This is a genomic window from Staphylococcus nepalensis (assembly GCF_002442935.1).
Lineage (GTDB): Bacteria > Bacillota > Bacilli > Staphylococcales > Staphylococcaceae > Staphylococcus > Staphylococcus nepalensis.
Genome location: NZ_CP017466.1, coordinates 2,135,683 through 2,154,951, shown reverse-complemented (window position 1 = coordinate 2,154,951; position 19,269 = coordinate 2,135,683). Strand labels below are relative to the sequence as shown.

The window sequence follows — 19,269 nt, the reverse complement described above, 5'->3', positions numbered from 1 at the left end:
TAAGAAGTTATATAATGTATATAAGGTCAAAGAAAGTCAAAGTCAAACTTACTTTATTGATCAATCATTAAATGGTGAGGTGAATCATTTTGGACATAAATCAAATGACCTATGCTGTTCAAGGTGCTTTGCAAAAAGCAATTGAATTAGCAAAAACAAATGAAAATCAAAATATTGAAATTGAAGCTGTCTTATCAGCAGCATTAACAGAAAATGATAGTTTATTTAAAAGTATATTTGATAGAGCAAATATTGATACAGAACAATTAAACCAAACATATAATGCAAAATTAGAAAAATATCCATCAGTTCAAGGCGATAATATTCAATATGGACAATATATTAGTCAAAACGCTAATAACTTATTAAACAAAGCAGAATCTTATATGAATCAATATGAAGATGACTATATATCTATGGAACATATTGTATTAGCTGCAATGGATATAGACGATACAACTAAACAATTTGTAGGGAATAAACAAGAAGTTGTTGAAGAAATTATTAAAAAAATTAGAGGAGGCAATCGTGTGACATCACAAAATCCAGAAGCCAACTATGAAGCTTTAGAAAAATATGGTCGAGATTTAGTTGAAGAAGTCCGTCAAGGTAACATGGATCCAGTTATTGGCCGTGACGAAGAAATTCGTAACTCCATTCGAATCTTGAGTAGAAAAACAAAAAATAACCCTGTACTAATAGGGGAACCCGGCGTCGGTAAAACCGCCATTGTTGAAGGCCTAGCGCAACGTATTGTGCGTAAAGATGTACCAGAATCTTTATTAGACAAAACGATTTTTGAACTTGATTTAAGTGCCCTTGTTGCAGGTGCTAAATATCGTGGTGAATTCGAAGAAAGATTAAAAGCAGTGCTTAAAGAAGTGAAAGAATCAGATGGAAGAATCATTTTATTTATTGATGAAATTCATATGCTTGTAGGCGCTGGTAAGACTGAAGGTGCAATGGACGCAGGAAATATGTTAAAACCAATGCTTGCTCGAGGAGAGCTACATTGTATTGGAGCGACAACTTTAAATGAATACAGAGAATATATTGAAAAAGATTCAGCGTTAGAGCGTCGTTTCCAAAAAGTAAATGTATCTGAACCAGATGTTGAAGATACCATTTCCATATTGCGTGGTTTAAAAGAACGTTATGAAGTATATCATGGTGTTCGCATACAAGATAGAGCACTTGTGGCGGCAGCTGAATTATCTGATCGTTATATCACTGATCGATTTTTACCGGATAAAGCGATTGATTTAGTAGACCAAGCATGTGCAACAATACGTACTGAAATGGGTTCAAACCCAACAGAATTAGATCAAGTCAATCGTCGTGTGATGCAATTGGAAATCGAAGAATCTGCATTAAAAAATGAATCAGATAATGCAAGTAAACAACGTTTACAAGAGCTTCAAGAAGAATTAGCTAATGAAAAAGAAAAACAAAGTTCTATTCAATCACGCGTGGAAGAAGAAAAAGAAAAAATAGCTAAATTACAAGACAAACGTTCAGAATTAGATGAAAGTAGAAAAGCATTAGAAGATGCAGAAAACAACTACAATTTAGAAAAAGCCGCGGAATTACAACATGGTAAAATTCCAGCCTTAGAAAAAGAATTACGCGAGTTAGAAGATGCTTTCCAAAGTGAACAAAATGAAGATAACGAACGTATCATTCGTGAAATTGTGACTGATGAAGAAATCGGCGATATTGTAAGTTCTTGGACGGGCATCCCAGTTTCTAAATTAGTCGAAACGGAAAGAGAGAAACTCTTAAACCTAGCTGATATATTACACGAACGCGTAGTAGGTCAAGATAAAGCAGTAGACCTTGTTTCAGACGCAGTGGTAAGAGCTCGTGCAGGTATCAAAGACCCAAATAGACCAATTGGAAGTTTCTTATTCTTGGGGCCTACAGGAGTAGGGAAAACAGAATTAGCTAAGTCATTAGCATCCACTTTATTCGATTCAGAGAAACATATGGTTCGTATAGATATGAGTGAATACATGGAAAAACATTCTGTCTCTCGTTTAATTGGAGCACCTCCAGGTTATGTTGGCCATGAAGAAGGCGGACAATTGACAGAATCAATACGCCGTAACCCTTATTCAGTTATTCTCCTAGATGAAATTGAAAAAGCACATTCAGATGTGTTCAATGTGTTATTACAAATACTAGAAGAAGGGCGTTTAACTGATTCACAAGGTCGGGAAGTGGACTTTAAAAATACCATTATCATTATGACAAGTAATATTGGTTCTCAGATTTTATTAGAAAATGTAAAAGATACAGGCGTAATCACCGAACCAACAGAAAAAGCAGTTATGAACAGTTTAAATCAATATTTCAAACCAGAAATCATTAACCGTATGGACGATATTGTATTATTCAAACCATTATCTATTAATGATATGAGTCTGATTGTTGATAAAATTTTAACACAGTTGAATATTAGACTGATGGAACAACGCATTTCTATTGATGTTTCAGATAAAGCAAAAGCATGGTTAGGTGAAGAAGCGTACGAACCTCAATTTGGTGCAAGACCGCTTAAACGATTTGTACAAAGACAAATTGAAACACCACTTGCTCGTAAAATGATTAGAGAAAACTTACCAGAAGGTACTGTAATCAAAATTGATCTATCAGGTGATGGATTAACATTTGAAGAAATTGAACCAGAAATGATTTAAATTGTAAGAAGAAAAAAGCTCAGTAGCAATGTATTCATTGCTACTGAGCTTTTTATATTAATTGAGTTATAAATGATTAATGCTGTTCATTTGTATCATGTTTTGAAGATTTTATTACCATGTCAAACAATACTACAAGGATTGTAAATACAACAGCACCTACAATAGGGGCGATTAAGTTAAGTGTGCCCCCACCAGCAAGACTGTTAAGTACGAAATTTGTCATTTGTAATAAAAGTATAGCCCAAACTAACACTGCGAGGTATTTCATTATGTAATGCCTCCAATTTAATATATATATTTTCATTATAAATAAGAAAGCGCTATTTGTATAGTAGTAATTCATATAGCTAGAATTTTCATTGTACTCATATTTACTTTAAATTATAATAAAGCATGTAATTTGATTATTGTACAGTTGAAGTTCTTGTATTGGAATTGTGTATTATGTTAAATTAATACCTGGTATTAAAAAATTATTAAGAAGGTGTACAACGATGGACGTGGGTATCAAAGGTTTCGGTGCATATGCACCTGAAAAAGTTGTAGAAAATGCCTATTTTGAAACATTTTTAGAAACATCAGATGAATGGATTTCAAAAATGACAGGTATCAAACAAAGAAGATGGGCTGATGAAGATGAAGAAACTTCTGATTTAGCTTATCAAGCTAGTGTTAAAGCAATCAAAGATGCTGGTATTGAACCAACAGATATAGATATGATTATTGTTGCGACTTCTACAGGAGATTTTCCATTTCCAACTGTGGCCAATATATTACAAGACAGACTAGGTATTGGCAAAGTTGCTTCTATGGACCAGTTAGCTGCTTGTAGTGGTTTTATGTATGCAATGATTAATGCGAAACAATTTGTACAATCAGGCGATTATAAAAATGTTCTAGTTGTAGGTGCAGATAAATTATCAAAAATTACTGACTTTACTGATCGTTCGACAGCCATTTTATTCGGTGATGGGGCTGGTGCAGTCGTTATTGGAGAAGTGTCAGAGGGACGAGGTATTTTAAGCTATGAACTCGGTTCAGATGGTTCAGGCGCTGAATACTTATATTTAAATCCAGATAACGGTAAAATATTTATGAATGGACGTGAAGTATTTAAATTTGCTGTTAGAATTATGGGCGAAGCGTCTAATAACGCTGTAGCTAAAGCGAATTTAGAACCAGAAGATATAGATATGTTCATACCACATCAAGCAAATATTAGAATTATGGAGTCTGCAAGAGAACGATTAGGTATTCCAAAAGAGAAAATGAGTGTATCAGTAGATAAATTTGGAAATACTTCAGCAGCTTCAATTCCCTTAAGTATCGCTCAAGAGTTAGAAAATGATAGAATTAAAGACGATGATGTCTTAGTATTAGTAGGATTTGGTGGCGGTCTTACTTGGGGCGCTGTAACTATAAGATGGGGAAAATAGGAGGATAATATATGAGCAAAGAACAACGTGTTGTAATAACAGGAATGGGTGCATTATCACCAATTGGTAATAATGCAAAAACTACATGGGAAAATGCACTAAATGGCGTAAGCGGTATTGATGAAATTACACGTTTAGATACATCGGCATATAAAGTCCATTTAGCTGGAGAACTCAAAGACTTCGATATAGAAGATCATATAGATAAAAAAGAAGCGCGTCGTATGGACCGATTCACTCAATATGCGGTAGTTGCTGCAAGAGAAGCTGTAAATGATGCGAGATTAGATATTAATGCAAACACAGCCGATAGAATTGGTGTTTGGATCGGTTCTGGCATTGGCGGTATGGAAACATTCGAATTGTCACATAGCCAATTGTTAGAACGTGGCCCTAGACGTGTAAGTCCTTTCTTTGTACCAATGTTAATTCCAGATATGGCAACAGGACAAGTTTCTATTGATTTAGGTGCAAAAGGACCTAACGGTGCTACTGTAACGGCATGTGCGACAGGTACTAATTCTATCGGAGAAGCATTTAAAATCATCCAACGTGGTGATGCAGACGCTATGATTACAGGCGGAACTGAAGCTCCTATCACCCATATGGCAATAGCTGGCTTTAGCGCAAGTCGTGCGTTAACAACGAATGACGATAAAGAAACAGCATGCCGTCCATTCCAAGAAGGTCGTGATGGGTTTGTAATGGGTGAAGGCGCAGGTATCATTGTACTCGAATCTTTAGAGTCAGCTAAAGCACGTGGCGCAGAAATTTATGCTGAATTAGTAGGGTATGGCTCAACAGGCGATGCTTACCATATTACAGCACCAGCACCAGAAGGTGAGGGCGGTTCACGTGCAATGCAAGCTGCAATGGACGACGCTGGTATCGAAGCTAAAGATATACAATATTTAAATGCGCATGGTACAAGTACGCCAGTCGGAGATTTAACAGAGATTCAAGCGATTAAAAATACTTTCGGCGAAGCAGCTAATGCACTAAAAATCAGTTCTACCAAATCCATGACTGGACATTTATTAGGCGCAACAGGTGGTTTAGAAGCTATATTCTCAGCTTTATCTATTAAAGAGGGACGTATTGCACCAACAATCCATGCCGTATCACCAGATCCAGAATGCGACTTAGATATTGTGCCTAATAAAGCTGAAGATCTAGATATTACTTATGCGATGAGTAATAGTTTAGGATTTGGTGGGCATAACGCAGTGCTCGTTTTAAAGAAATTTAACGATTAGTTTTTTCTGTATTTATAAACATATAAAGTTTTGCTACAAAATTGGGACATAAACTTCTCAAATATTTATAAAACGAATGGTTTTTACGTAAACAAAGTAAAAACCATTCGTTTTTTTATTGTAAAAAATATTCGCTATGCGTTTGGTGCAGTTTATTCATTTATAAAACGCTTGTTCGCTCTATAATAATTATTAAGACTAAACTGATTTTTGATGAAATTTGAGCTTTTTGTCTAGCCATTCCTGCCAGAGTGGACAGCAAAATTTATAAGAAAATAGTTTTTCGTCCAACTTTTTTGAATATATTAAAATTCTTAGTTTACAGTTAAGTTTAAAATGTTAAAGTTATTCTTATATTAATAAAACACATATTAAGAGTCAGGAGAATGAGGATGAAAAAATTTCTAACATTGTCAATCACGCTAAAGACAAGATTAATAGCAGATTTCATCTTGATTGTGGCAAGTCAAGCAATTCTCCCTTTTTTGGCATTATATTTAACGAGTAAAGTTAGCGCAGTTTTTGCAGGTACATTCTTAATTGCGAACATTATAGTGAATTTTTTTATGTCCTTTGTTGGTGGCTACATTGGTGATAATTATAATAGAAAGAAAGTAGTGAATTATGTACATGCATTTTATGCTGTATGCTTAATTATTTTAAGTATTACGGTCACTATGGATGGCATCGGCTTAGTCGTATTTTGTGTAACAATCTTTATTTTTCAAATGTTATTTGCTGCAAGTGAACCTATATTTGAGGCAGCAATTATGGACGCAATTTATGAAGAAGTAAGAGAGTTCGTGTATCAATTTAATTATTGGATGTTTAATATAAGCACGGGCTTAGGTATGTTGCTAGGTGCCTTGCTTTATTTGGAACATAAACATTTATTATTTATTATGTTTTTTATTGCCATGTTAATCAGTTGGTTTTTATTTGAAAAATTCTATGACGTTGAACAAATTTATGCTCATAAAGATGAATTATCTTCTAAATTCAAAGATTTTTTGAAAAGTTACCATACTGTTATCAAAGACAAGTATTATATGATTTTTAACTTAGGGTATATGTTTGTCTTAATGGCAGAATTAAGTCTAAATTCTTATGTAATTGTTAGGTTAAAAAAAGATTTCGAACCTTTCACGTTCTTAGAATTTTATATTGATGGTGTCAGGATGTTTACAGTTATTATGATTATTAACACATTGGTTGTAGTTACACTTACGTTTACAGTGAATCGTTTAATCACTGGCACTTCTAAAAAATATATATTTGTATTGGGGATTTTGTTATATACAGTAGGTTATAGTTTGATTACAGCTTCGAACTCATTTTTATTGTTATGTATTTTTGCAGTTATAGCTACGTTAGGTGAATTAATATATTCTCCGATTCAAAATGCCCAAAGATTTTTAATGATACCAAATGACCAACGTAGCACATACGCTACTTTTAGTATGGTTTCATTTTTTGGAGCGAATATTTTGTCGCGCTTTGGTCTTATTCTCGGTGCTTTTTTATTACCATGGATGATGTCAATTTATGTAGCTAGTGTAGTTTTAATAGGTTTTGTCTTATTATATTATGCATTATTCTTTAATCCCAACATTGAATCTAATTAAAAGACTGTATTAGTTATATCATAGCAATCGCTACGATATCTAATGCAGTCTTTTTATATGGCAAACGATATCAAAATTGAAACCGCAATATACGCAAGATTACAGATAAATCCTATTTTAACCCAAGGTGAGATGATATAGACATCCTTTTTAACTTTAGTTGGTTTGAAGAATTCATCTTCGTCTAAGGTATGTCTATGTTTTTTTCTGGTTAGTTGATACTTCAACCTTCTAAAGCCAAAGCTTGTTGGATCTAATATGCCCTCTTGTGTAATTAAAATGATAAAGAAAATGATCGCTAAAATCATGGAAATATAAAAAGTGACGTTAATCAAATTTATCCAAGTGTGTGCTGTGAACAACCATAAAATAAATGAAAGTAAGGGGGTGAACAGTAAATATATGATGATATGTTGTAAATATTTCATGTTGTGTCCTCCTAAAAAGAATTAAATTAATTGTAACTTAAAGTAACTAAAAAATGAATAAAAATAACTATAAATAACTATAAATTCGTTAGCTACAGTATTTAATTAAATGAATAAAAAATATCCATTTTTAATAACTTTAATAAAGTAACGCAATAGAATATTGCTTAAAACCATAACAAAACGTATAATGTTATTAAATATTCTGAATATTGTGAAGGGAATGTTTATTTCGAAATTAAAGGGGGATAAGATATGCTTAAATATGTCTTAAAACGATTAGGGTATATGGTTCTATCGTTATTCATCATTATTACCATTACTTTTTTCTTGATGAAGCTTATGCCAGGTTCACCATTTAACGATGAAAAATTAAATGAAGAACAGAAGCAAATTCTAAATGAAAAGTACGGTTTAAACGATCCAGTACCTGTTCAGTATGCCAGTTATTTGAAGAATGTTGTTACGGGGGACTTTGGTAACTCATTCCAATACGATAACCAACCAGTGTGGGATTTAATAAAACCAAGACTATTACCATCTTTAGAAATGGGGTTAACAGCGATGGTAATTGGCGTTATACTAGGTCTTATTTTGGGGGTCATTGCCGCAGTCCGGCAAAACACTTGGGTTGACTATACAGCGACAGTTATTTCAGTTATCGCAGTGTCAGTACCATCATTTGTATTAGCAGTGTTATTACAATATGTGTTTTCTGTAAGATTACAGTGGTTCCCTGTAGCCGGGTGGGAAGGTATTTCTACAGCGGTATTACCATCTTTAGCACTTTCAGCAGCAGTATTAGCAACGGTGGCAAGATACATAAGAGCAGAAATGATAGAAGTATTAAGTTCAGATTATATCTTACTAGCACGTGCGAAAGGTAATTCAACTATGAGAGTATTATTTGGTCATGCGTTAAGAAACGCATTGATTCCAGTAATTACAATTATTGTCCCTATGTTAGCAAGTATATTAACTGGGACTTTGACCATTGAAAATATTTTTGGTGTGCCAGGTTTAGGGGACCAATTCGTAAGATCGATTACCACGAATGACTTCCCAGTTATCATGGCAACAACGATTTTATTCAGTACACTATTTATCGTTTCTATATTCCTTGTAGATATATTATATGGTGTCATTGATCCACGTATACGTGTACAAGGGGGTAAAAAATAATGGCTGATAATAAAAATGAAAAAGTAAACAAAGACTATTCAAATGCAGTTATGACACATACCTCAGAAGCAATCCCAGCATCAGATTTTATTAGAAGCAACAATGATATGGAAAAAGAACCAGAAATCCAAAGAGAAAGTAAAAACTTTTGGCAGGATGCATGGTCACAATTAAAAAGAAATAAATTAGCAGTGGTCGGGATGATTGGTTTAATTATAATTGTCATACTCGCTTTAGTTGGACCTTTATTAAGTTCACATGATTATGCGGAACAGGATGTTGATAGACGTAATCTACCAGCTAAAATACCTGTATTAGATCAAATTCCTTTTTTACCATTTGATGGTGAAGGTGCACAGGGTGTAGATGCTTATAAAGAAGCGAGCGTTAATGAAAATTTCTGGTTTGGGACAGACCAACTCGGTAGAGATTTATGGTCGCGTACATGGCAAGGTGCACAAGTATCATTATTTATTGGTGTTGTCGCTGCATTACTAGATATTTTTATAGGTGTTATTTATGGTGCGATTTCCGGATTCTTTGGTGGACGGCTTGACAACGTCATGCAGCGTATTATTGAAATCGTTGCATCAATACCAACATTGATTGTAGTTATTCTATTCGTGTTAATCTTCGAACCATCCATATGGACTATCATACTAGCGATGGCAATCACTGGATGGATAGGCATGAGTCGTGTAGTACGTGGAGAATTTTTAAAATTAAAAGGGCAAGAATTTGTATTAGCTTCACAGACACTAGGAGCATCTAAGCTCAAACTTATATTTAAACATATTTTACCTAATACTTTAGGCGTTATTGTTGTTACATCCATGTTTACAGTACCGAATGCTATCTTCTTCGAAGCGTTCTTAAGTTTTATTGGTATTGGGGTGCCAGCGCCGGGTACGTCGCTTGGTTCATTAGTGAATGAAGGTAGGGCAATGTTACTGATTCATCCACATGAATTATTTATACCGGCAGTTATTTTAAGTTTATTAATTTTATTTTTCTATCTATTTAGTGATGGATTACGGGATGCATTTGATCCTAAAATGCGTAAATAAAAAAGGGGGCAACATTTATGTCAGAAAGAATATTAGAAGTTAACGATTTGCATGTTTCCTTTGATATTGACGCAGGGGAAGTGCAGGCAGTACGTGGGGTGGATTTCTATCTAGATAAAGGAGAAACGCTTGCAATCGTTGGTGAATCTGGTTCAGGGAAATCAGTGACAACCAAAGCTATTACGAAACTATTCCAAGGTGATTCAGGAAGAATTAAAAAAGGCGCGATCAATTTTTTAGGTGAAGATTTAGCTGAAAAATCAGAAGAAGAATTAATTAAATTACGAGGTAAAGATATTTCTATGATATTTCAAGATCCAATGACTTCGCTCAACCCTACTATGAAAATAGGTAAGCAAGTCATGGAACCTTTGATTAAACACAAAGATTACAATAAAGCAAATGCTAAAAAACGAGCATTAGAAATATTAAATTTAGTTGGATTACCCAACGCTGAAAAGCGTTTTAACGCGTACCCACATCAATTCTCAGGTGGACAAAGACAGAGAATTGTTATCGCAACTGCGCTTGCGTGTGAACCAAAGGTTTTAATTGCAGATGAGCCGACAACAGCGCTTGATGTGACAATGCAAGCACAAATATTAGAATTGATGAGAGAATTGCAAAGCAAAATTAGTACTTCGATTATCTTCATTACACACGACTTAGGTGTCGTTGCTAATATAGCAGACAGAGTAGCTGTTATGTATGGTGGACAAATGGTTGAAACAGGGGACGTAGATGAAATATTTTATGACCCTAAACATCCATATACATGGGGATTATTATCATCAATGCCTGATTTGACTACCGGTGTTGAAACAGAATTATTAGCCATTCCAGGCACGCCGCCAGATTTATTACATCCACCGAAGGGTGATGCTTTCGCTGAACGTAGTCAATACGCATTAGATATAGATTTTAAGACACCACCACCATGGTTCAAAGTGTCAGATACACACTTTGTAAAATCATGGTTACTTGACGAACGCGCGCCTTATATTGACCCACCAGAAATGGTGCAAAAACGTTTGCGTAAGATGCCTAATAATTACGATAAACCGCAACAGGTAGAAAGGGTGGCGTTTGATGATGCAAAATAAAGAGATACTCCTGCAAGTAAAAAATGTTAAACAGTATTTTAATGAAGGAAAACGTAACGAAGTACGCGCAATTGAAGATATATCATTTGATATATTTAAAGGGGAAACATTTGGCTTAGTAGGTGAATCGGGTTGTGGTAAATCTACAACCGGTAAAGCAATTATTAAGTTGAATGATATAACAGATGGAGAAATTCTTTACGAAGGGGTGGATATTCAAAAAATAAAAAACCGTAAAGATTCATTAAAATTCAACAAAAAGATGCAAATGATATTTCAAGATCCATATGCTTCCTTAAACCCAAGATTAAAGGTCATGGATATTGTTGCAGAAGGCATAGATATTCATAAGCTTGCGAGTAGCATAAAAGACCGTAAGAAGAGAGTATATGATTTATTAGAAACAGTAGGACTTAGTAAAGAACATGCTAATCGTTATCCCCATGAATTCTCTGGTGGTCAAAGACAACGTATTGGTATTGCCCGTGCTTTAGCTGTGGAGCCTGAATTTATTATTGCAGATGAGCCTATATCAGCACTAGATGTATCAATTCAAGCCCAAGTTGTCAACTTATTATTGAAATTGCAGCAAGAACACAACATCACTTTTCTATTTATTGCCCATGACCTTTCCATGGTTAAGTATATTTCAGATAGAATCGCAGTTATGCACTTTGGTAAGATTGTTGAATTGGGTTCTGCAGATGAAATATATAACAATCCAATGCATCCATACACTAAATCTTTACTTTCTGCTGTGCCACAACCAGATCCTGAAAGCGAACGTTCACGTAAAAGAACAGTGTATAAAGAAGATACTTCAAACAATGACAAACGTTCATTAAATGAAATACAACCAGGACATTATGTATTTACAACAGATGAAGAAGCAGAGACGTTAAAATCTGAAACACACGCATCATCTGTTTAGGGAAGGGGGATTCATATGAAGAGGATTAAGCTATTGATAGCGCTACTGGCTTTAGCCGTAATTGCTGCGGGATGTAGTAGTGCTGAAGGTATTTATTCAGACAAAGGACAGGTATTTAGAAAAGTTATTCCACAAGACATTTCTTCTTTAGATACAGCCTTAGCAACAGATACGGTATCGTTTGATTTATATAACCAAGTTTACGAAGGGTTATACACATTAGATAAAAATGATAAGGCGCAACCAGGCGTTGCTAAAGAGATGCCTAAGAAAAGTAACGGTGGCAAGACGTTAACCATCAATTTGCGCAAAAATGCTAAATGGTCTAACGGAGACCCAGTTACGGCACATGATTTTGAATACGCTTGGAAAAGGGTTGTTAACCCAGATACAGCTGCAGAATATGCTTACATAATGTATGACATTAAAAATGCTGAAGACATTAATATGGGAAAAAAAGATATTGATGACTTAGGGGTAACAGCTTTGGACGATCATACGTTGAAGGTTGAATTAACAAAACCAATTCCATATATTAATGAAATGTTTGCTTTTGGGGCGTTTATGCCACAAAATGAAAAAGTTGTGAAAAAGAATGGCGAACAATATGCAACAACTGCAGATAAAACTGTCTTTAATGGCCCTTTTAAAGTTAAAGATTGGAAAGTGGAAGATAAAATACAACTTGTTAAAAATGAAGATTATTGGGATAAAAAGGCAGTTAAACTAGATCGAGTTAACTACAAAGTGTTAAAAGACCAACAAGCAGGCGCTTCTCTTTATGACACAGCATCTGTTGATGATACGACGATTACCGCTGATCAAGTAGATAAATACCAAGATAATCCAGGATTGAAAAAACGTTTATTAGCTAGTACATTCTATATTAAAATGAACCAAGACAATGTGCCTGAATTTAAAAATAAAGATTTGAGATTAGCCATTGCGCAATCTATCAATAAAGAGGGGTATGTGAATTCAGTAAAAAATAATGGTTCAGAAGCGACAGATGGGTTTACTGCTAAATTAACGGCAGACACACCAGATGGTAAAGATTTTGCTGATTCAATTGATTCACCGCTTACTTATAATCCAAAAGCAGCAAAGCAACATTTTGAAAAAGCGAAAAAGGACTTAGGAATTAAAGAATTAACATTTACGATGAATACTGAAGATACACCAGACGCAAAAATTTCAGCAGAATATATTAAAGCGCAAGTAGAAAGTACCTTACCAGGCGTCACTTTGAAGATTAAACAATTACCATTTAAACAACGTTTAAACCAAGAATCATCTGAAACGTTTGAAGCATCACTATCAGGTTGGGGGCCTGATTACCCAGATCCACTGACATTTTTAAATATTATGACTACGGGTAATGCGCAAAATAATACTGCATGGAGCAGTGAAAAATATGACCAACTCGTTAAAGATGCAAATGGTAAGTTATTGAAAAAACCTGAAGAACGGAACGCAGCGATGAAAGAAGCAGAAGAATTATTACTAAATGATGCCCCAGTTGCACCTGTTTATCAAAAAGGAGAAGCACACTTAACGAATCCACAAGTTAAAGGTTTGATTTATCATCAAATCGGTGGGGACACTTCATTAAAAGATGTGGAAATTGATAAGTCAATTGACCGTGAAACAGGTAAAAAGAAATAGACTGTAGATATCATAAAGACACGCAATCTTAAAAGTGATTGCGTGTCTTTTCATTTAATTACAATTTATCTTTTACGACCTAATCCCATAGCTTTTTCCATTTTTTTCAATGTTTTAAATGAAGCTTTTTGGGCTTTATCTCTACCATTATCTAAAATTGTATCTAGTTCATCAGAGTTAAAATAATACTCATATTTTTCTTGGAAATTCGTTAAAAAGTCTTTAACAATAGCTGCTAAATCAGCTTTGAATTCACCGTAATTAGAATCTTTATATTTTGTTTGAAGTGTTTCAATTGATGTATCAGTTAAACTTGAATAGATAGATAGTAGATTAGAAATACCTGGTTTATTATCACGATCAAATTTAATGATACCATCTGAATCAGTTACTGCACTTTTAATTTTTTTAGCGCCCACGTTAGGTTCATCTAATAATGAAATGTAATTTTTTTGGTTATCATCACTTTTACTCATTTTTTTAGTTGGATCTTGTAAGCTCATGACACGCCCGCCAACTTTAGGCATTCGTATTTCAGGCTTGATGAGTACATCGTTATAACGAGAATTAAATCGGTCTACTAAGTTTCTAGTTAATTCAATATGTTGTTTTTGGTCATCTCCAACAGGAACGATGTTTGTATTATAAATAACGATATCCGCTGCCATTAACGGTGGATATGTAAGCAATCCAGCAGGTATACCTTCAGTTTGTTTTACTGCTTTATCTTTAAATTGTGTCATACGTTCTAATTCGCCAATAGATGAGATAGTTGTTAACATCCAACTTGCTTGAACGTGCGCTGGGACCTCAGATTGTATAAACAACGTTGATTTTTCCGGATCAATACCTGAAGCTAGATAAATTGCTGCTAACTGTCTTGTTTGTTTACGTAGTTTTAAGCGATCTTGTGGGATCGTAATTGCATGTTGATCCACGATGCAGAAGAAACAATTGTAATCGTCTTGGACTTCACCAAATTGTTTCAACGCACCAATATAGTTACCAAGCGTTGGAATACCGCTGGGTTGGATACCAGAAAATAAAGTTTCCATTTTTTGATGCCTACCTTTTTAATAATTTAATTTTATATACTTTAGTATTAGTATAACAGTATTTCAATCATTTGTAAGTTATGTTAAACTATATACATATCAATATTTCTAACTAAATTGATTGGGAATTACGCCTATTTGAAATTTTTTTAAAAAATTAGAGAATTCTCATTTAATTTTAATGTTGAAAGGGTATACTTTAATTGTAAGGTTAAGAGAGCTAAAAATCACTTAGAAGATTCTTAATCATATAAATATTGAAATCTAATGAATTCATATTCATGAAAAATAGGAGAGTGAGATGTATGGTAACATTATTTACTTCACCAAGTTGCACATCTTGCCGTAAAGCGAAAGCATGGTTACAAGAACATGACATTCCGTATACGGAGCGTAACATTTTTTCAGAACACTTAACAATTGATGAAATCAAACAAATTTTAAAAATGACTGAAGATGGAACAGACGAAATTATATCTACTCGTTCTAAAACGTACCAAAAATTAAATGTAGATATCGATGCTTTACCACTTCAAGACTTATATTCAATTATTCAAGATAACCCAGGCTTGCTAAGACGCCCGATTATCTTAGATGATAAGCGTTTACAAGTTGGCTATAACGAAGACGAAATTAGACGTTTTTTACCTAGAAAAGTACGTACCTTCCAATTGCAAGAAGCGCAACGTATGGTTGATTAAATTATAAATAGAACGAAGACGGCCATGAAGTAATGTTGACATAATATTACTTTGTGGTTTTGTTGTATTTACCATAACAGATAGCCATATACTTGCGTCAAACAAAGCGATTATTTAATTGTGAATAATTAGTGACATAAGTCAAACAGCACGCTGTATAAAGTGCTGTTTTTTTGGCTTCTAAAAGGGGATATGTTATTATAAGAGACCAAATAGAAAATAGTAAAAATTAATCAAACAAATCAATTGTAATTCTTACTAGGTTCTAATACAATAATGATTACTATTCATCGACTGTAAGGAGTGAGATGATATGAGAATAGAGCGAGTTGACGATACTACAGTTAAGCTATTTATAACGTATAGTGATATAGAGGCTAGAGGTTTCAAGCGCGAAGATTTATGGACTAACCGAAAGCGTGGGGAAGAATTCTTTTGGAACATGATGGAAGAGGTTAACGAAGAAGAAGATTTTGTTGTAGAAGGTCCATTATGGATTCAAGTACATGCTTTTGAAAAAGGCGTTGAAGTCACAATTTCTAAATCTAAAAATGAAGATCTTATCAATATGTCTGAGGAAGATAATGATCAATTAGATCATCAAGTAAATGACTTGTTATCACAAACATTTGACCAAGATGAAAGTTTAGAAGATTTATTTGAACAGCGTCAAGAACAAAAAGAAAATAATCATGACCAAGAGCGTAACAATCGTAAACCACAAAATATACGTACCGTAATAGTTAAATTTAATGATTTAGAGGAAGTAATTGATTACGCTTATCATAACAACCAAAAAACGGATGAATTTGAAGATTTATTATATAGTCTTGATAATGTCTATTATTATGCTGTTCATTTTGATGAAACTGTTGGACAAGATGCAATTAACGATAGTTATAGTCAATTACTTGAGTTCGCATATCCTACTGATAAATCAGAAGTATATTTAAACGATTATGCTAAAATTATTATGAGTCACAACGTTGCGTCACAAGTACGTCGTTATTTTTCTAATACAGCAGAATAATGAGAAATGACATTAAACTAAAATAAGTTCAATTATGAACAAAAATGTATAATTAATTGCTTTGAGAGAAGTCATAGGTTAATTGGTAACAGTTAACTTATGGCTTTTTATTTAGACTATCCATATATAGGATAAATACTTTAATAATCATGTAATCATGTAGTAATTAGGTCGACTTCTGCGTGTATATAAACGAGGTGAGGAGCCATGTTATATGCAAGGAATAGTCAAAATCAAAATGTTTGGGCTGGGTCTGCTCTAAAAGGAGACCAATACCGCTGTCCATTTTGTAATTGTGAAGTGCTATTAAAAAATGGGCAAATCATCACGCCACATTTCGCGCATTATAAAAGGAATCATTTATACTGTCAAAAAAGCGAAACTCATGAACATTATAATTTGAAATATTGTATTGCTTAGAAATTGAAAAAATTAAATTACAAAGTAAGCATTGAGCCATACATACCTGATAGTTATCAATATCCAGATTTGATTATTGATGATGCAATAGCAATTGAAATCCAATTTTCTAGTGAAGTGGTAGCACATATTGTAAGACGCAGTAGATCGTTGCAAAATATTGGTTATAAAGTGATTTGGATTATCAAAAATGTGAAATATAATATCAAAACATGCGTACTCTATCTATCAAATTATGAACGTAATTTTATAAATAGCCACAATAGATTGCTATTTTCGTGGGACGCTATTCATGATAAGTTTTATGTATATAGGATAGTTTATTTTTTGGGAGGACAGCGATTTATTGCCAAAAGATATCTACTAGAGATTGATGATTTAATCAATTTTATTCAGAGCGCAGAGGCATTTCAATGCCCAACTCAGTCGATTAAATTAACTCGAAAATCAATATATCATTATATTAACCAATGTCGTAAAGCGCGTTCTGTTTTGGAACCTAGCTTAAGTGTTATGTATAACTTACGCTTAACGGATGAATGGGTTAGTCGTTATTTAGGGATAGTTTTTCCGGAACAAATATTTATTAAATCCCATCCAATATATTGGCAATTACAGCTCATGTATTTTTTACGTAATCATACGCTACAAATTGGGGCATTTCAATCTTTACTGAAATTTAATAGGTTTTATAATGAAGATATAGATACAATGCAAATTACGTATAATGTTGTACAGTCTTTTAAGCAATTCTATGGTATCCATGGGTGTTATAGCGTGCAAAATTGACTATTACGTGAGAAAATTATACTAATGAATTTATAGGAGGTTTACTAGATATTATGACACAACAATTAACAAGAGAAGAGCAAGAACGTAAATATCCTGAATACACTTGGGATTTATCTACTATCTTTGAATCCGATGAAGCTTTTGAAAAAGCATTTAAAGAAGTGGAAGATAATATAGGTCAAGAACAACAATTTGTTGGCCATTTAGCAGATAATTCAACTACACTTTACAATGCTTTAGCACTTGAAGATGCATTAGGTTCTAAATTAGAAAAAGTGTATGTCTACGCGCACTTAAAGCAAGATCAAGATACTGCAAATGATAAATATACAGGTTTTGAGTCACGTGCACATCAATTAATCATAAAATTTAGTTCTGCTTGGAGTTTCCTAGTACCTGAAATTTTACAAATCGATGAAGCAACGATTCAATCATTTATTGAAGAAAATGAAGATTTGAAACGCTATCAATTTGATTTGAAATTAATTAATGAAAAAAGACCTCATGTGCTTAGCGCGGATAAAGAAAAATTATTGACTGAGGCACAAGATGCATTATCTACGCCTGATAATGTTTATGGTATGTTTAGCAATGCAGATTTAGAATTTGAAGATGCAATAGATAAAGATGGCCAGCGCCACGCTCTAACGCAAGGTACATTTATCAAATGTTTAGAATCAGATGATCGCGTTTTACGTCAGTCTGCATATGAAAACCTATATAAAGCATATGGTGCATACAATAATACGCTTAGCGCGACTTTAGCTGGAGAAGTTAAGAAAAATGTATTTAACGCAAAAACGCATCATTACAATACTGCAAGAGAAGCAGCTTTAAGCAATAATCACATTCCAGAAACGGTGTATGATAATTTAGTGAAAACAGTTCATAAATACTTACCTTTACTACATCGTTATACTAAGTTACGCAAAGAACTTTTAGGGTTAGAAGATATGAAAATGTATGACCTTTATACGCCTTTAGTTAAAGATGTTAAGTTTGAAATGCCATATGAAGAAGCTAAAGATTGGATGCTAAAAGCATTACAACCAATGGGCGAAGAATATATGAAAGTTGTTGAAGAAGGGCTAAATAATCGTTGGGTAGATGTATTTGAAAATAAAGGGAAACGTTCTGGCGGCTATTCTTCAGGCGCCCATTTAACGAATCCATTTATTTTATTAAATTGGTCAAATACAGTTTCAGACTTATATACTTTAGTTCATGAATTCGGACATTCTGCACATAGTTATTTCAGTCGCCAAAACCAGCCGTCGAACTTAAGTGACTATACTATTTTTGTAGCAGAAGTCGCGTCGACCTGTAACGAAGCTTTATTGAGTGACTATATGGATAAACACCTAGACGATAAACGTAGATTACTGTTATTAAATCAAGAACTTGAACGTTTCCGTGCGACATTATTTAGACAGACAATGTTTGCAGAATTTGAACATAAAATTCACCAAATAGAAGAAGCTGGAGAACCATTAACTGCAAACCGTATGAATGAAGTATATGCGGATTTAAATAGAAAATATTTTGGTGATTCCGTTGAAACGGATGAAAATATTAGTAAAGAGTGGTCAAGAATACCGCACTTCTATATGAATTATTATGTGTATCAATATGCAACCGGATACAGTGCAGCACAGAGCTTAAGTCATCAGATTTTAACAGAAGGTAAACCTGCTGTAGAACGTTATATTAATGAATTCTTGAAAAAAGGAAGCTCAGATTATCCAATTGAAATCTTAAAAAATGCAGGTGTAGATATGACGACACCAGAACCAATTGAACAAGCTTGCCAAGTATTTGAACAAAAATTAGACGCCTTTGAAAAACTAATGAAAGCTTAGTATGAATGTATTCGTTT

Annotated in this window: 17 protein-coding genes; 14 read left to right on the top strand and 3 right to left on the bottom strand. The window is 33.8% G+C overall.

What is annotated here, in order from left to right:
• Positions 1-89: 89 nt before the first annotated feature.
• Positions 90-2,699, top strand: a complete 2,610-nt coding sequence (clpB, locus tag BJG89_RS10210) for an ATP-dependent chaperone ClpB (protein ID WP_096810491.1) — start codon at positions 90-92, stop codon at positions 2,697-2,699.
• A gap of 76 nt (positions 2,700-2,775) precedes the next feature.
• Here the strand turns inward: clpB and BJG89_RS10205 are convergent, their stop codons facing one another.
• Positions 2,776-2,970: a DUF2929 family protein gene (locus BJG89_RS10205; protein ID WP_096810490.1), complete on the bottom strand. Its 195-nt coding sequence runs from the start codon at positions 2,968-2,970 to the stop codon at positions 2,776-2,778.
• Positions 2,971-3,196: 226 nt separating this feature from the next.
• On the opposite strand from BJG89_RS10205, the gene BJG89_RS10200 reads away from it, so the two are divergent.
• The 3 genes from BJG89_RS10200 to BJG89_RS10190 all read left to right on the top strand — a co-directional run bounded on the left by BJG89_RS10200 (position 3,197) and on the right by BJG89_RS10190 (position 7,019).
• Entirely contained in the window at positions 3,197-4,138 is a 942-nt protein-coding gene (locus BJG89_RS10200; RefSeq protein WP_096810489.1) for a beta-ketoacyl-ACP synthase III, read from the top strand.
• An 11-nt stretch (positions 4,139-4,149) separates the two neighbouring features.
• Complete coding sequence (gene fabF, locus BJG89_RS10195; RefSeq protein WP_096810488.1) at positions 4,150-5,394, top strand: beta-ketoacyl-ACP synthase II; 1,245 nt, start codon at positions 4,150-4,152, stop codon at positions 5,392-5,394.
• A gap of 392 nt (positions 5,395-5,786) precedes the next feature.
• Positions 5,787-7,019: an MFS transporter gene (locus BJG89_RS10190; RefSeq protein ID WP_096810487.1), complete on the top strand. Its 1,233-nt coding sequence runs from the start codon at positions 5,787-5,789 to the stop codon at positions 7,017-7,019.
• Positions 7,020-7,072: 53 nt separating this feature from the next.
• Here BJG89_RS10190 and BJG89_RS10185 read toward each other — a convergent pair whose 3' ends face one another.
• Positions 7,073-7,447: a DUF3899 domain-containing protein gene (locus BJG89_RS10185; RefSeq protein ID WP_096810486.1), complete on the bottom strand. Its 375-nt coding sequence runs from the start codon at positions 7,445-7,447 to the stop codon at positions 7,073-7,075.
• Between the two features lie 255 nt (positions 7,448-7,702).
• On the opposite strand from BJG89_RS10185, the gene opp3b reads away from it, so the two are divergent.
• From opp3b to BJG89_RS10160, 5 genes are read left to right on the top strand one after another with little or no spacing between them, the layout of a single operon-like run.
• On the top strand, positions 7,703-8,629 hold the full coding sequence (opp3b, locus tag BJG89_RS10180; RefSeq protein ID WP_096810485.1) for an oligopeptide ABC transporter permease: 927 nt from the start codon (positions 7,703-7,705) through the stop codon (positions 8,627-8,629).
• A complete protein-coding gene (opp3C, locus tag BJG89_RS10175; protein ID WP_096810484.1) occupies positions 8,629-9,696 on the top strand; it encodes an oligopeptide ABC transporter permease in 1,068 nt (355 codons plus the stop codon). Before opp3b ends, opp3C begins: the two co-directional genes overlap by 1 nt.
• Before the next feature lie 17 nt (positions 9,697-9,713).
• The gene (locus BJG89_RS10170) at positions 9,714-10,799 is read left to right on the top strand and encodes an ABC transporter ATP-binding protein (protein WP_096810483.1); all 1,086 of its coding nucleotides are present in this window, start codon (positions 9,714-9,716) and stop codon (positions 10,797-10,799) included.
• On the top strand, positions 10,789-11,730 hold the full coding sequence (locus tag BJG89_RS10165) for an ABC transporter ATP-binding protein (protein ID WP_198401701.1): 942 nt from the start codon (positions 10,789-10,791) through the stop codon (positions 11,728-11,730). Before BJG89_RS10170 ends, BJG89_RS10165 begins: the two co-directional genes overlap by 11 nt.
• A 15-nt stretch (positions 11,731-11,745) precedes the next feature.
• Positions 11,746-13,395, top strand: a complete 1,650-nt coding sequence (locus tag BJG89_RS10160) for a peptide ABC transporter substrate-binding protein (protein WP_096810481.1) — start codon at positions 11,746-11,748, stop codon at positions 13,393-13,395.
• A gap of 65 nt (positions 13,396-13,460) precedes the next feature.
• Here the strand turns inward: BJG89_RS10160 and trpS are convergent, their stop codons facing one another.
• Complete coding sequence (trpS, locus tag BJG89_RS10155) at positions 13,461-14,450, bottom strand: tryptophan--tRNA ligase (RefSeq protein ID WP_096810480.1); 990 nt, start codon at positions 14,448-14,450, stop codon at positions 13,461-13,463.
• Positions 14,451-14,755: 305 nt separating this feature from the next.
• Between trpS and spxA the strand changes: the two genes are divergently transcribed.
• The 5 genes from spxA to pepF all read left to right on the top strand — a co-directional run bounded on the left by spxA (position 14,756) and on the right by pepF (position 19,252).
• The gene (gene spxA, locus BJG89_RS10150; protein ID WP_040030144.1) at positions 14,756-15,151 is read left to right on the top strand and encodes a transcriptional regulator SpxA; all 396 of its coding nucleotides are present in this window, start codon (positions 14,756-14,758) and stop codon (positions 15,149-15,151) included.
• A 313-nt stretch (positions 15,152-15,464) separates the two neighbouring features.
• Positions 15,465-16,181: an adaptor protein MecA gene (gene mecA / locus BJG89_RS10145; RefSeq protein ID WP_096810479.1), complete on the top strand. Its 717-nt coding sequence runs from the start codon at positions 15,465-15,467 to the stop codon at positions 16,179-16,181.
• Between the two features lie 207 nt (positions 16,182-16,388).
• Entirely contained in the window at positions 16,389-16,601 is a 213-nt protein-coding gene (locus BJG89_RS15110) for a competence protein CoiA family protein (RefSeq protein ID WP_096810478.1), read from the top strand.
• A 3-nt stretch (positions 16,602-16,604) separates the two neighbouring features.
• Positions 16,605-17,390 (top strand): competence protein CoiA family protein, encoded by a 786-nt coding sequence (locus BJG89_RS10135; protein ID WP_096810477.1) that lies wholly within the window; start codon positions 16,605-16,607, stop codon positions 17,388-17,390.
• Between the two features lie 53 nt (positions 17,391-17,443).
• Positions 17,444-19,252: an oligoendopeptidase F gene (gene pepF / locus BJG89_RS10130; RefSeq protein WP_096810476.1), complete on the top strand. Its 1,809-nt coding sequence runs from the start codon at positions 17,444-17,446 to the stop codon at positions 19,250-19,252.
• Positions 19,253-19,269 lie beyond the last annotated feature (17 nt).

Bases quoted from the DNA above. Each gene is read 5' to 3' on its own strand.
- BJG89_RS10205 (WP_096810490.1), bottom strand. From the start codon at position 2,970: ATGAAATACCTCGCAGTGTTAGTTTGGGCTATACTTTTATTACAAATG.
- BJG89_RS10200 (WP_096810489.1), top strand. From the start codon at position 3,197: ATGGACGTGGGTATCAAAGGTTTCGGTGCATATGCACCTGAAAAAGTT.
- fabF (WP_096810488.1), top strand. From the start codon at position 4,150: ATGAGCAAAGAACAACGTGTTGTAATAACAGGAATGGGTGCATTATCA.
- BJG89_RS10190 (WP_096810487.1), top strand. From the start codon at position 5,787: ATGAAAAAATTTCTAACATTGTCAATCACGCTAAAGACAAGATTAATA.
- BJG89_RS10185 (WP_096810486.1), bottom strand. From the start codon at position 7,447: ATGAAATATTTACAACATATCATCATATATTTACTGTTCACCCCCTTA.
- opp3b (WP_096810485.1), top strand. From the start codon at position 7,703: ATGCTTAAATATGTCTTAAAACGATTAGGGTATATGGTTCTATCGTTA.
- opp3C (WP_096810484.1), top strand. From the start codon at position 8,629: ATGGCTGATAATAAAAATGAAAAAGTAAACAAAGACTATTCAAATGCA.
- BJG89_RS10170 (WP_096810483.1), top strand. From the start codon at position 9,714: ATGTCAGAAAGAATATTAGAAGTTAACGATTTGCATGTTTCCTTTGAT.
- BJG89_RS10165 (WP_198401701.1), top strand. From the start codon at position 10,789: ATGCAAAATAAAGAGATACTCCTGCAAGTAAAAAATGTTAAACAGTAT.
- BJG89_RS10160 (WP_096810481.1), top strand. From the start codon at position 11,746: ATGAAGAGGATTAAGCTATTGATAGCGCTACTGGCTTTAGCCGTAATT.
- trpS (WP_096810480.1), bottom strand. From the start codon at position 14,450: ATGGAAACTTTATTTTCTGGTATCCAACCCAGCGGTATTCCAACGCTT.
- spxA (WP_040030144.1), top strand. From the start codon at position 14,756: ATGGTAACATTATTTACTTCACCAAGTTGCACATCTTGCCGTAAAGCG.
- mecA (WP_096810479.1), top strand. From the start codon at position 15,465: ATGAGAATAGAGCGAGTTGACGATACTACAGTTAAGCTATTTATAACG.
- BJG89_RS15110 (WP_096810478.1), top strand. From the start codon at position 16,389: ATGTTATATGCAAGGAATAGTCAAAATCAAAATGTTTGGGCTGGGTCT.
- pepF (WP_096810476.1), top strand. From the start codon at position 17,444: ATGACACAACAATTAACAAGAGAAGAGCAAGAACGTAAATATCCTGAA.